Source organism: Dyella sp. (genome assembly GCF_035486915.1).
Classification (GTDB): Bacteria; Pseudomonadota; Gammaproteobacteria; order Xanthomonadales; family Rhodanobacteraceae; genus Dyella_B.
The window spans coordinates 1-12,122 of record NZ_DATHMR010000183.1 but is presented as its reverse complement, the minus strand read 5'-3'; the positions used below and the strand labels follow the sequence as shown (position 1 = coordinate 12,122).

The 12,122-nt window shown below is 60.5% G+C and carries 12 protein-coding genes and 1 pseudogene; 5 read left to right on the top strand and 8 right to left on the bottom strand.

Annotated features, from left to right (window positions below):
- The 6 genes from VK725_RS15090 to pyrH form a co-directional block, all read right to left on the bottom strand.
- A partial coding sequence (locus tag VK725_RS15090; protein WP_325318879.1) for a site-2 protease family protein occupies nucleotides 1–198 on the bottom strand: 198 nt, incomplete at its 3' end.
- A 35-nt stretch (nucleotides 199–233) separates the two neighbouring features.
- A complete protein-coding gene (locus VK725_RS15085; protein WP_325318880.1) occupies nucleotides 234–1,394 on the bottom strand; it encodes a 1-deoxy-D-xylulose-5-phosphate reductoisomerase in 1,161 nt (386 codons plus the stop codon).
- A gap of 14 nt (nucleotides 1,395–1,408) precedes the next feature.
- Complete coding sequence (locus VK725_RS15080; RefSeq protein WP_325318878.1) at nucleotides 1,409–2,230, bottom strand: phosphatidate cytidylyltransferase; 822 nt, start codon at nucleotides 2,228–2,230, stop codon at nucleotides 1,409–1,411.
- Nucleotides 2,231–2,246: 16 nt separating this feature from the next.
- A complete protein-coding gene (uppS, locus tag VK725_RS15075) occupies nucleotides 2,247–2,984 on the bottom strand; it encodes a polyprenyl diphosphate synthase (RefSeq protein ID WP_325318877.1) in 738 nt (245 codons plus the stop codon).
- Between the two features lie 297 nt (nucleotides 2,985–3,281).
- Nucleotides 3,282–3,839 carry a ribosome recycling factor gene (gene frr / locus VK725_RS15070; protein WP_325318876.1) on the bottom strand — a complete coding sequence of 186 codons (558 nt, stop codon included), beginning with the start codon at nucleotides 3,837–3,839 and terminating at the stop codon, nucleotides 3,282–3,284.
- Between the two features lie 124 nt (nucleotides 3,840–3,963).
- Nucleotides 3,964–4,689 carry a UMP kinase gene (pyrH, locus tag VK725_RS15065; protein WP_325318875.1) on the bottom strand — a complete coding sequence of 242 codons (726 nt, stop codon included), beginning with the start codon at nucleotides 4,687–4,689 and terminating at the stop codon, nucleotides 3,964–3,966.
- A 112-nt stretch (nucleotides 4,690–4,801) separates the two neighbouring features.
- Here pyrH and VK725_RS15060 point away from each other — a divergent pair, with 112 nt between their 5' ends.
- Entirely contained in the window at nucleotides 4,802–5,227 is a 426-nt protein-coding gene (locus VK725_RS15060; RefSeq protein WP_325318874.1) for a VOC family protein, read from the top strand.
- Nucleotides 5,228–5,404: 177 nt separating this feature from the next.
- Here VK725_RS15060 and tsf read toward each other — a convergent pair whose 3' ends face one another.
- Both tsf and rpsB read right to left on the bottom strand, forming a co-directional pair.
- Nucleotides 5,405–6,286 carry a translation elongation factor Ts gene (gene tsf / locus VK725_RS15055; protein WP_325318873.1) on the bottom strand — a complete coding sequence of 294 codons (882 nt, stop codon included), beginning with the start codon at nucleotides 6,284–6,286 and terminating at the stop codon, nucleotides 5,405–5,407.
- Nucleotides 6,287–6,352: 66 nt separating this feature from the next.
- Entirely contained in the window at nucleotides 6,353–7,249 is an 897-nt protein-coding gene (rpsB, locus tag VK725_RS15050) for a 30S ribosomal protein S2 (protein ID WP_325318872.1), read from the bottom strand.
- Nucleotides 7,250–7,557: 308 nt separating this feature from the next.
- Here rpsB and map point away from each other — a divergent pair, with 308 nt between their 5' ends.
- The 4 genes and pseudogenes from map to dapD form a co-directional block, all read left to right on the top strand.
- Complete coding sequence (map, locus tag VK725_RS15045; protein ID WP_325318871.1) at nucleotides 7,558–8,322, top strand: type I methionyl aminopeptidase; 765 nt, start codon at nucleotides 7,558–7,560, stop codon at nucleotides 8,320–8,322.
- A 68-nt stretch (nucleotides 8,323–8,390) separates the two neighbouring features.
- Nucleotides 8,391–11,039, top strand: a complete 2,649-nt coding sequence (glnD, locus tag VK725_RS15040) for a [protein-PII] uridylyltransferase (protein WP_325318870.1) — start codon at nucleotides 8,391–8,393, stop codon at nucleotides 11,037–11,039.
- An 84-nt stretch (nucleotides 11,040–11,123) separates the two neighbouring features.
- Nucleotides 11,124–11,627: a PepSY domain-containing protein gene (locus VK725_RS15035; RefSeq protein ID WP_325318869.1), complete on the top strand. Its 504-nt coding sequence runs from the start codon at nucleotides 11,124–11,126 to the stop codon at nucleotides 11,625–11,627.
- An 84-nt stretch (nucleotides 11,628–11,711) separates the two neighbouring features.
- Nucleotides 11,712–12,122: pseudogene (gene dapD, locus VK725_RS15030) on the top strand (2,3,4,5-tetrahydropyridine-2,6-dicarboxylate N-succinyltransferase); the annotation flags it as partial.

The window sequence follows — 12,122 nt, the reverse complement described above, 5'->3', positions numbered from 1 at the left end:
CAGCGGAATGGCAGCAATCTGGTATTCGGTGCCGTCGCGGCCGATGCGCTTCCATATCGCGCGGCCGAAGCCGATCGAGAAGCGCAATACTTTCACGCCGCAACGTCGTGCGACCCAGTAGTGTCCGAATTCGTGAAAAGTCACCAGCACGCCAAGCGTGACCAGCAACCAGAACACCGAGCCGAAAAAGGGATTCATCAATCAGGTACGTCTCTAAAGAAGCACAAAGCTTATCAGCAAGCGGTGCGAAGTACCCGCCGGGCTGCCGCACGGGCCGCCCGATCGCGTTCGCTTAGGGTCTGGATATCGACCACAGGCTGCGGCGGCAGTTCCGTGAGGACCTGCTCGATAAGGTCGGCGATGGAAAGAAAGGGTAGGGAGCCCGCCAGAAAGGCGGTGACGGCGACCTCATTGGCGGCGTTCAGAAGTGTGGACGCATCGCCGCCCTCGCGCAGGGCCTCCAGAGCGAGTGTCAGACAGCGGAACGTGCCTGGATCCGGCGCAGTGAGCGCGAACCCTTGGGTCTCGACGGTCGGATGGAGGCTGGGCCATTCAGGCCGATGAAGCCCCGATTCGATGGCCGACCGCATATCGAGGCGACGCCCTAGTGCTTGCACAGCCCCGTCGGCCTGCTCCAACAGGGCAGGAGCGATGCTTTGCGTGGTCAGCCGTACCTGAATCTGTTCCGGGGCTGCCCGGAACAAGTGATGGATGGCAATGGCCTCAAGACCCGCATCCATCAGGGTGGCCGAATCGACGGCGCGCTGGCGGCCGGAGAGCCTGCCCGGGATTGCTCCGATGTCGTCAGGCGTAACCGTCATAAGGTCAGCGCGCTTGTGTCCTGCGAAGGGGCCACCTGATGACGGAAGGATCAGGCGCATACCGGCGTAGCTGAGATCGGCATGCGCGTTGTCGACGTACTGGGCGACCGCCTGTGTTGCAGGGCTCAACGGGACGAGTTCGCTGCCGCTTTCGACGGCGGCGCTTCTCAGCAGCGAGCCTGCGATGACGGCAGGTTCGTTGTTTGCCAACAAGAGCCGCTTTCCTGCGCGCGCGGCAATCAGCGCAGCGTCGACAGATGCCAGAGCTGTCATCGCGCAGACAACGACATCGCATAGCGACGAGGCGGCTGCGCGGCAGATCGCCTCGTGACCGCTGGCGATATCGCAACGAACGCCTGCTGCCGCGAGTCGTCGCGCCAGATCGATTTCAAGCTGCGTGTCCGCCACGATGGCCAGATCGGGTCGATGGCGAACGCAGAGCGCAACAAGCGCTTCAACCTGGCTATGCGCAACGAGCACACTGGCACGAAGACGGTCCGGGCTGTCGCTTACAACATCCAGGACACTTTTCCCGACCGAACCCGTTGCCCCCAGTACGGCGACGTTGCGCATCGCGCTCACGCTATTCAAAGCCCCAGCAGCAACTTTCCGAGTGCGAAGACGGGGAGTGCGGCAAACACGCTATCCAGGCGATCCAGCAAACCGCCATGGCCGGGAAACAGTGCGCCGGAGTCTTTCACGCTGGCGTGGCGCTTCATGAGGCTTTCCAGCAGATCGCCAACGATAGAGCTGGCCACCGTCACGATTGCCACGACCACCAGGCCGATGAGCCGTGCATCGCGGACTCCCAACAACCAGCCACCCACCAGAATCACCAGCGCGCTGGCGACAAACGCACCGTAAACGCCGGCCCACGTTTTGCCGGGGCTGATGTTGGGAGCCAGTTTGCGTTTGCCAAAGAATCGGCCGGCGAAGTAGGCGCCGGTATCGGCGGCCCACACCAGCAGCATGGCCAGAAATACCCACGCATGGCCGTGCGATTCGCCGGCATGAATATTTACACCCGCGACCCACGCAGGAAAAATCACCAACGCGCCGGCCAGCAACTTGAGGTTGCGATTTTCCGCTGTAGGTGCTGCGCCAAACGCAAAATGTCGAAGCCACACGCACGCCAGCAACCACCAGGCGACGCCCGCCACAATCAACGCCGGCCAAAGCAGTGTCGACGCACGCAGCAGCCATAGCACGACAAAAACCACTGCCGCAAAGCCAACCAAAATGCCCCGATTGACGCGGTTCTTCATGCCGGCGAGGCGCGTCCATTCCCATGTCGCTGCCAGAAAGGCCACGGCGAGCGCGACCGCGAAGAAATCCGTAGGCAAATACAGAATCAGCAGGATGACTAGCGGAGCGAGAAGCAGGGCAGTGATGACGCGCTGGCGCAACATGGATGATCCTTAGCGATCAGGCTTGGGAGACCTGATCACCGGTGCGGCCAAAGCGGCGTTCGCGGCGGGCAAAGTCATCAATGGCGTGCTTCAGCGAAACTTGATTGAAGTCTGGCCAAAGGGTATCGGTGAAATAGAGTTCCGCATAGGCCATCTGCCACAAAAGGAAGTTGCTGACGCGGCGATCGCCGCCGGTGCGGATAAAAAGGTCCAGGGGTGGAAGCTCGCCAAGGCACGTCCACTGGTCGAAGGTGGACTCGTCGATGGCTTCCACAGGCAGTTGGCCACGTGCAACAGCAAGGGCGGCTTTTTGCGCTGCCTGCACGATGTCCCAGCGGCCACCGTAATTGACGGCAACGTTCATCTGCAGTTTGTCGTTGAGCTCGGTGCGCTTCATGGCATCGAGCATGCCTTGCCGCAGTGACGTATCAAAAGCATTGAGTTCGCCGATGAAGCGCAAGCGCACGCCATTGCTGTGCAGCTCATCGACCTCTTTATCGAGCGCGCGCACGAATAAATCCATCAGCGCGCCCACTTCGTCTTGCGGGCGTTGCCAGTTCTCGCTGGAGAAGGCGAACAACGTCAACGCTTCCACGCCATGACGCAAACAACCTTCGACCACTTCGCGCACGGCTTTGCGGCCTGCGTTATGGCCGAAGCTGCGCGGGCGATGACGCGCTTTCGCCCACCGGCCATTCCCATCCATCACGATGCCGATATGACGTGGTACGTAGTTGGGGTGGTTCGTGGTCATGGACGGGAGAGTAGCGTTGGCGCCGCCGTTTGCCTCGCTGAAATCGTTGCTGTGGGGTCTTTGTCAGAGATTCGCCATCTGGGATCGTTTGCGAGCCTCATTTGCCAAGGCGAACGGGACCGAGCTCAGGCGTCGCAACGTGTTTACGTGTAGCTCGCTCGTTGGCGGCGATTTTGCCAAGTTGCCCCTCACCCATGGCCCCTCTCTGACTAGTGAAAGGGGTGTATCTGTTGCGCGAGATCCGATGGAAGCGGAGCGATAATTGTCCAGCTTCACCGGTGCGCCATCGATGGCCGTTTACATGGCCATCAATTCTTCTTCTTTCGCCTTTGCCAGCGTGTCCACTTCCTTCACGAAGCGGTCCGTCAGCTTCTGGATATCGTCATCGGCGCGACGTTCTTCGTCTTCCGTGATCTTCTTTTCCTTCAGCAGATCCTTGACGTGCTGAAGCGCGTCGCGACGCACATTGCGAATGGCAATCTTGGCGTTCTCGCCTTCGTGCGATACATGCTTGGCCAGCTCGCGACGGCGTTCTTCGGTGAGCGGCGGCATGTTCAGGCGAATGACCGTGCCCGCGGTCGTCGGCGTGACACCGATATCCGATCCCAGCAGTGCTTTTTCGATCGGGGCGACCATGTTCTTTTCGAACGGCGCAATGACGATCGAGCGACCATCCGCCAGCGAGATCGAGGCAACCTGATTGAGCGGCATATCCGAGCCGTAATAGGGCACTTTGATGTGGTCCACCAACGTCGTGCTTGCGCGGCCAGTGCGCAGGCGGGACAGATCGTGCTTGAGAGCATCGATGCTCTTGCCCATGCGGGTCTGGGCATCGTTCTTGATGTCGTTGAGCATGAGGAAATCACCCGGTGGCGTGCAAGCCGTTAAGTATAGCAGGGGGTTATCGCTGGCGGATTAGCGGGCCGCGTTCACGCGGCCGCTTCATGGAGGGCCGCGGTCACTGCCTGGCAGCGGTATTTCAGGCGGTTGCGCCGACCAGCGTGCCGACCGTTTCGCCGCGCATGATGCGCATCAGGTTGCCCGGCACCGTCATGTCGTAAATACGCAGCGGCATGCCATGGTCGCGGCACAACGCGATCGCGGCAGTATCCATGACAGCAAGCTTACGCTCGATGACTTCGTCGTAGCTCAGCTGCTCGAAGCGTTTGGCATCGCGATGCTTGGCGGGGTCGGCGTTGTAAACGCCGTCCACCTTGGTGGCCTTCAACAGCAGATCCACATTCATTTCCACTGCGCGCAGCGCAGCGGCGGAATCGGTAGTGAAGAAGGGGTTGCCGGTACCTGCCGCGAACAGTGCGATACGGCCTTTTTCGATATGGCGAATGGCGCGGCGGCGGATGAAATCCTCGGCCACATCGTGAATCTGTATGGCGCTCATCACGCGGGCGTAGCCGCCGCGCTTCTCGATGGCGTCCTGCATGGCCAGCGCGTTCATGACCGTGGCGAGCATGCCCATGTGGTCGCCGGTGACGCGATCCATGCCGGCTGCAGCGAGGCCCGCGCCGCGGAAAATGTTGCCGCCCCCGATGACGACGCCAATCTGCACCCCGGCCTGCTGTACCTCGATGATCTCGTTAGCCAGCCGGCCGATGACCTTGGGGTCGATGCCGTAGTCGGCTTCACCCATCAATGCCTCACCGGAGAGCTTGAGCAAGATGCGGCGGTACTTTAGCTGGTCGCTCATGGAGGCTCCGGATTGTGTGGTGCAAAACGCGAGCATTGTAGCGGAGGTCGATGCGCACGTCAGCGCGGGACAGTTCTATGCTTCATCCCAGGGTCACTACTCGGAGCTTTTCATGGAACATGCCATCGCCGCCGTTGCGCTGCTCGTGCGCGATTACGATGAGGCGATTGCGTTTTATACGGAATGCCTGGATTTCGAACTTGTCGAGGATACGCCGTTAGGGAAGGGCAAGCGTTGGGTGCTGGTGTCTCCGCCGGGCGCGAAGGAAACGCGCCTGCTGCTTGCTTTGGCGAGCAACAGCGAACAGGACACGTGCGTGGGCGAGCAGGCGGGCGGGCGCGTCTTTCTGTTTTTACGCGTCGACGATTTTTACGCGCGTTACAACATCATGCGTTCGCGCGGCGTGCGTTTTTTGGAGCAGCCGCGCGAAGAGTCGTACGGGACCGTGGCGGTGTTTGAAGATCTCTACGGTAATCGCTGGGATTTGTTGCAGCCTGCAAAAAAGCGCACCGCGAGTGTCGTTCCGATCGTCAAATAATTCCATGCTTAGCGTCGATGTTCAGCTGCGTGATGCCGTCATCCCAGCTTTCGCTGGAATGACGAGAAAAAAAGTATTTCGGCAGAGCGTTGCCGCTCATCGAGAATGGTTTTTTAATCGCACAAACAAAAAGGCCACGGTTTCCCGTGGCCTTTTGTGCAATCAAGCGTTGGCGAATTACGCCAGACCTGCCTGCTTCATCACTTCGGCAGCGAAGTCGTCCTGAACCTTCTCGATGCCTTCGCCGACGGCGAGACGAACGACGGAGATCACATCGGCGCCTTCCTTCTTCAGCACGTCGGCTACCGAGGTGTTGGTGTCCAACACGTAGGTCTGGCCGAGCAGGGTGACTTCGGACACGATCTTGTTGACCTTGCCGCCGATGATCTTTTCGAGGATCTCGGCCGGTTTGGCCTTTTCCTTGTCGGACATCTGGCTCAGCGCGATTTCCTTTTCCTTCGCCAGGAAGTCGGCGGGCACATCTTCAGCGCGTACGTAGGCCGGGTTCATCGCCGCCACGTGCATGGCGATGCCCTTGGCGAGTTCTTCGTTGCCGCCCTTGAGTGCAACGAGTACGCCGATGCGGCCGCCGTGCACATAGCTGCCGATGATACCGTTGTTCGACACGCGGGCCATACGACGGACCTGAATGTTTTCGCCGATGGTGGCGACCAGCGCCTTGGCGGCTTCTTCCACCGAGCTGGAGCCGGGGAAGGCGGTCGCCTTCAGGGCGTCCACGTCGTTGGCGCCGGACTTCAGCGCGACGTCGGCGACGGTGTCGCTGAACTTCACGAAGCTGGCGTCCTTGGCGACGAAGTCGGTTTCGCTGTTCACTTCGACCAGCACGGCGCTGTCAGCGCCCTGGGCGGCCACCACGCGGCCTTCAGCGGCCACGCGGCCAGCCTTCTTGTCGGCCTTGGCCAGGCCCGACTTGCGCAGCCATTCCATGGCGATTTCGATGTCGCCATTGTTTTCGACCAGCGCTTTCTTGCACTCCATCATGCCGGCGCCGGAACGCTCGCGCAGTTCCTTGACCAGTTGTGCGGAAATATTGCTCATGGCTTCCTCGGTAATTCTAGAGAGTGCCGGGGCGTCGCTAAGAAGCCCCGGCAACATGTTTAAGACTTACTCGGCGTCGGTCGTCGTTTCTTGCGCACGGCCGCCGCGACCACCGCGGTTGCCACGACCGCCATCGCGGTCACCGCCGCGCGGTGCACCCTTCTTGGCCGGCGCGTTGCGGCGCGGAGCAGCGGCGCGACGGTCGTCTTCCTTCGCGACCGGGTTGCCTTCGCCGTCGAGTTCGACGAACTCATTGGCGTCGCCCTGGGCGGCAGCCGGAGCGGCAGCCTTGCCTTCGAGGATCGAATCGGCAGCAGCGCGGGCGTACAGCTGGATGGCGCGGATGGCGTCGTCGTTGCCCGGGATGGCGTAGTCGACCAGTTCCGGGTTGTAGTTGGTGTCGACCACGGCGATCACCGGGATGCCGAGCTTCTTGGCTTCCTGCACGGCGATGTTTTCATGGCCGATATCGACCACGAACAGCGCGTCGGGCAGGCGGTTCATGTTCTTGATGCCGCCCAGCGAGTTTTCCAGCTTCTCGCGTTCGCGGCGGCGGGCCAGCACTTCGTGCTTGACCAGCTTTTCGAAGCTGCCGTCGGTTTCAGCCGCTTCCAGCTCCTTCAGGCGAGCGACCGACTGCTTCACCGTGCGGAAATTGGTGAGCATGCCGCCGAGCCAGCGAGCGGTGACGAAGGGCATACCGGCGCGACCGGCTTCTTCAGCCAGCGCTTCGCGAGCGGAACGCTTGGTACCCACGAACAGCACGGTGCCGCGCTTCTGTGCGATCGCCGACAGGAAGTTCATCGCGTCGGTGAACAGCGGGAGCGTCTTTTCGAGGTTGATGATGTGAATCTTGCCGCGGGCGCCAAAGATGTACGGAGCCATCTTCGGGTTCCAGTAGCGGGTCTGGTGACCGAAATGCACGCCAGCTTCCAGCATCTGACGCATGGTGACTTGAGCCATGGTGTTACTCCTGCAATGGGCCTTTTTTTGTGGCCCGGGGGTTGGGACCTCCACGTATCCCCAGCTTCGACCGCGATGTCCGTTGTTTGGGAAGGACGACCGCAGCACCCCGAAGACGGTGCCGATACGTGTGTGGCATTGGTTGGGCTTGTAGCGCTAGGCGGTTACAATCCCTCTTCAGTTTTGCGCCGCTCGAGCCCGTAAAGGCTTCGATGGGGTCTGCAAAACCCGGAAATTATAGCCGGGGCCGAGGCTTCGCGGCAAGTCACTGGTTTTTGGGGACTTTGCCACCATATGACACTGGAATTATGGCAATCACCCTCAAATCAGCCCAAGACCTCGAAGGCATGCGCGTCGCCGGCCAGCTGGCGGCCGAGGTGCTGGCCATGCTCAAGGAGCACGTCAAGCCGGGCGTAACCACGGAAGACCTGGATCGCCTGGCCTACGAGCACATCGTGAACGTGCAGAAGGCTATCCCCGCGAACGTGGGCTATCACGGGTTTCCCAAGACCCTGTGCACGTCGGTCAACCACGTGATCTGCCATGGCATTCCTAGCCCAGGCAAGATGCTCAAGGACGGCGACATCATCAATCTCGATGTCACCGTGATTAAAGACGGCTGGCACGGCGATACGAGCCGCATGTACTACGTCGGCGCACCTGGTGTATTGGCCAAACGTCTGGTGGAAACCACCCACGAAGCGATGATGCGCGGCATTGAGACCGTCCGCCCTGGCGCGACACTGGGCGATGTCGGCCATGCGATCCAGAAACACGCCGAAGCGGCCGGTTTCTCGATCGTGCGCGAGTACTGCGGCCACGGTATCGGCAAGGTTTATCACGACGAACCGCAAGTTCTGCATTACGGCAAGCCCGGTGCCGGCGTCGTGCTGCAGAAGGGCATGACCTTCACCGTCGAACCGATGGTCAACGCGGGCAAGCCGCAGACTAAGCAATTGCCCGACGGTTGGACCGTGGTCACCAAGGATCATTCCTTGTCCGCGCAGTGGGAGCACACCATTGCCGTGACGGACGACGGCTTCGAGATCCTCACGCCGTGGCCGGATGCCTGAGCGCACGCTGCTAGTCATCACATCGTCTGCGGTACGCTCATCGCTGAACTTCCAGCGATGTTTTCTTCATGAGTGAGGCTGTCACCACCGTCAGCTTGCCAGCGATACCGCGATTACCTGTCGCGGTGCCTCGTTCGGGCGTGTCAGCCGAAGCGCGCCGTGCGTTGCGCCAGTTGTTGGGCGATCTGGATCGCAGCATTGCTGTCGCATTTCGCAATGGTGCTGACGCCGTAGCGTTAGCGCGCCGGCGCAGCGATTCGGTTACGCGCATCGTTGCGCATGTGTGGACGGCGTGCCTTGGCGAAGTGACCGATGCAGCATTGTTTGCCATTGGTGGCTTCGGCCGCGGCCTGCTGTTTCCCTATTCGGACATCGATTTGCTTGCGCTGGTCGAACGCCCCGATGCATCGCGTCTGCGTGCGCTGGAGCAGTGCTTCGCGACGCTGTGGGATATCGGCCTGAAAGTAGGCCATGCCGTGCGTGAGCCCACGCAATGCAAATCGCTCGCCGCAGCGGACGCGAGTGTGTTTACGACGTTGCTCGACGCACGACGCCTTGCAGGCGATGCGACGCTCGATGCGACGTTGCGCGCGATCGTCGATGCACCGGACATGTGGCCGCCGAAAGCGTATTTGCACGCACGTCTTGCCGATCGCGATGCGCGTCATGCGCGATTCGACGACACCGCTTACAACCTTGAGCCCAATCTCAAAGACGGTCCCGGTGGTTTGCGCACTATCGATTCCTTGCGTTGGTTGGGGCAACGCCTCGCACACGCCAACGATTTCCCCCAGATGGTGACGGAAGGCCTGCTCGACCCCGCCGAGTGCGACACATTGCTGCAGGCCGAAGCCACGTTACGGCGTTATCGCTTCGCCTTGCATCTGGAGGCGCGTCGTCCGGAAGAGCGGCTGCTTTTCGACTATCAACGCGCGCTTGCGGCAAGCCTCGGTTTTGAAGACGAACATGAAAAAAACCTTGGCGTCGAGCAATTCATGCAGGGCTACTACCGCGCGGCCAGCCAGGTAGAACGTCTTGGCATCCAGATCGCCGACCGCTTTGAGGAAATGCTTGAGCCACCGTGCGCAGCGCAGCCTGTGGGTGAAGATTTCATTCGTTACGGTTCACGACTCGCGGTGCGCGATCCGGATCTTTTCATGCGGCGCCCCGCGTCGATGGTCGAGATTTTTATCGCACGCCTCGATGAGAAAGGTTTGATCGGATTTACCGCCGATACGATGCGCCGCATTCATCAGGCGACAGCTATCGTGGGCATCAAACTCGCCGATGACCCACAAGCGCTGTCGGCGTTTCTACAATTGCTCAAACGTGGAGCGCCTGCGGTAGAAGCACTATGGCGCATGAATCGCCACGGTTTGCTTGCTGCCATCCTGCCTGCGTTCGGCAAGGTGTTTGGCCGCATGCAATACGATCTTTTCCATGTGTACACCGTGGACGAGCACACCGTTCGCGTACTGCGCAATATGGCGCGTTTTGCTGATACTGCGACACATACCGAATTTCCATTGGCCTGCGAAATCTGGCCGACTCTGCCCAAACCCGAAATCATGCTGCTGGCTGCGCTGTTTCATGACATCGCAAAAGGACGCGGCGGCGATCATTCGGTGCTTGGCGAAGAGGATGCGCGCGAATTTGGCAGCAAGCTGGGTTTGCCCAGCGAAGACATCGAGCGCGTAGCATGGCTGGTGCGTTGGCATTTGCTGATGAGCACAACGGCGCAACGGCAAGACATTACCGATCCGGATGTCGTGCATCGTTTTGCCGAAGCTGTGGGCGGCCGCGAACGCCTTGGCCAGCTTTATCTGCTCACGATTGCCGACATCATCGGTACGAGTCCGCGTTTGTGGAATGCGTGGAAAGATCGACTGCTGTCCGATCTGTACACGACGACACGCTATGCGTTGCGGCGCGAAGCCAAGCCATCGCACGGCGCGGCGACGCGCATTGCGACGTGCCGCGAAAACGCGATGCAAGAATTGATGGCCGAAGGGCGCGATCGGACAGCGGTCGAGAAGATCTGGGCGGGATTTCCCGAATCGAGTTTTCTTCGTCACCATCCGCAACAAATTGCGTGGCAGACGTCGGCCATTCTCGACGCGGCCGGAAAACTGCCGCTGATCGCCGTGCATCCGATGTCCGTGCGCGGAAGCACGGAGCTGTTTGTCTACGCACCCGATCGCGATGGTTTGTTTGCCAACGTGACGGCCATGCTAGACCGGCTGCACTTCTCGGTGATGGAAGCACGCGTGCTCAGCTCCAACGACGGCAAGGCGTTGGACACGTTCCTGCTGCTAGAGGCGGAAAACCAGAAACCCGCGAGCCCGGAGCGCGCCGATGAACTCCATCAACGGCTCCAGCGTGCGCTGGCGCAGTCCGCGCCGATCATGCCGCCACGGCGCAGCATGTCACGTCATCTGAAGCACTTTCAGATGGCACCGCGCATCGATTTCCAGCAGGCCGACGGCCGTACGCAGATGGCGCTGGTGTGCAGCGACCGCCCGGGCCTGCTCGCTGCCGTCACGCAGGTGATGATGACCTGCGAAGTACGCGTGCATGACGCACGCATCGCCACCTTCGGCGAGCGGGTTGAGGACTTCTTCCAGCTCACCGACCGTCGTAATAATCCGCTGGAGGAGACACAGCAGCAGCGTCTGTGGCACGCTTTAGTGGAGCGGATCGGACCTGCCCAGGAATGATTTCCCGCCGGGTCGCCACGCGACCTGTCATCGAGAATCCTCTTTCCTGAAATTGGCCCCGTGGGCCAAGAAGGCTGCGTATCCATGTCCGCGTCCCATCAATTCCTCAAGCTGGTCCGACAAATTCACCTTTACGTTGGCGTTTTTATCGCGCCATCGCTGTTGTTTTTTGCGTTAACGGGCGGCCTGCAGGTTTTCAGCTTGCACGAAACGACCCGAGGCAGTGATTACAAGCCGCCGGCGTGGCTCGTGACCCTGGCGCAAGTTCACAAAAAACAGACCACGGTCGTTCCCACGCACAAGCCGCGTCCTACGGATGCGGACCATCAAAAGCCTGCTGCGGCCAGTTCGACATCGGCGCCGGCCCCCAACGCGGTCGCACCGGTGCAAGCCGCGCCGGACGCGCCGCGCATGCCGGAGAAAAATCCGCTGCCGCTGAAAATCTTCTTTGCGTTTGTGGCACTGGGATTGTTCGTGTCGACCCTGCTCGGTATCTACATGGCCTATCGTTATTCGCGCAAACCCGTCTTGCTCAGTCTTCTTCTGCTGGCAGGTGTCGCGTTTCCGATCGTGCTCGCGCTTATCTGACGAAAGCGGAAGCTTATTCATACACGTCATGCCTAGGCGTGGCGATGTAATCTTGGCCTTTTAACCGAATACGAGTCCCGTCTCATGCAATCCATGGAAAGCCTGATCAACGACGCCTTCGAGCGTCGTAGCGATCTTAGCCAGAGCGAAATCGAAACCCATCTGCGCCCGGCGCTCGGTCAGGTGCTTGATCTGCTCGAATCGGGCGAGCAGCGCGTGGCGCAGCCGGATGGTCATGGCGGCTGGACCGTGAATCAGTGGCTTAAGAAAGCGGTACTCCTTTATTTTCGAATCAATGGCAACCGCGTTGTCGATGGCGGTCCCGCGCTGGCTTTCGACAAAGTGCCGTTGCGTTTCGCGCATGGCAGCGATGATGAATTGCAAGGTCTGGGAGCGCGTGTGGTGCCGGGTGCGCTGGTGCGGCGCGGTGCGCACATCGCCAAAGATGCCGTGCTTATGCCGAGCTACGTGAACATCGGTGCCTATGTCGGTGCG

Excerpts from the sequence above, each read along its gene's own strand:
- frr (WP_325318876.1), bottom strand. The coding sequence starts at position 3,839 with ATGCTCAACGACATCAAGAACGATGCCCAGACCCGCATGGGCAAGAGC.
- VK725_RS15080 (WP_325318878.1), bottom strand. The coding sequence starts at position 2,230 with ATGTTGCGCCAGCGCGTCATCACTGCCCTGCTTCTCGCTCCGCTAGTC.
- VK725_RS15035 (WP_325318869.1), top strand. The coding sequence starts at position 11,124 with ATGTCCGCGTCCCATCAATTCCTCAAGCTGGTCCGACAAATTCACCTT.
- rpsB (WP_325318872.1), bottom strand. The coding sequence starts at position 7,249 with ATGGCTCAAGTCACCATGCGTCAGATGCTGGAAGCTGGCGTGCATTTC.
- tsf (WP_325318873.1), bottom strand. The coding sequence starts at position 6,286 with ATGAGCAATATTTCCGCACAACTGGTCAAGGAACTGCGCGAGCGTTCC.
- map (WP_325318871.1), top strand. The coding sequence starts at position 7,558 with ATGGCAATCACCCTCAAATCAGCCCAAGACCTCGAAGGCATGCGCGTC.
- glnD (WP_325318870.1), top strand. The coding sequence starts at position 8,391 with ATGAGTGAGGCTGTCACCACCGTCAGCTTGCCAGCGATACCGCGATTA.
- uppS (WP_325318877.1), bottom strand. The coding sequence starts at position 2,984 with ATGACCACGAACCACCCCAACTACGTACCACGTCATATCGGCATCGTG.
- pyrH (WP_325318875.1), bottom strand. The coding sequence starts at position 4,689 with ATGAGCGACCAGCTAAAGTACCGCCGCATCTTGCTCAAGCTCTCCGGT.
- VK725_RS15060 (WP_325318874.1), top strand. The coding sequence starts at position 4,802 with ATGGAACATGCCATCGCCGCCGTTGCGCTGCTCGTGCGCGATTACGAT.
- VK725_RS15085 (WP_325318880.1), bottom strand. The coding sequence starts at position 1,394 with ATGCGCAACGTCGCCGTACTGGGGGCAACGGGTTCGGTCGGGAAAAGT.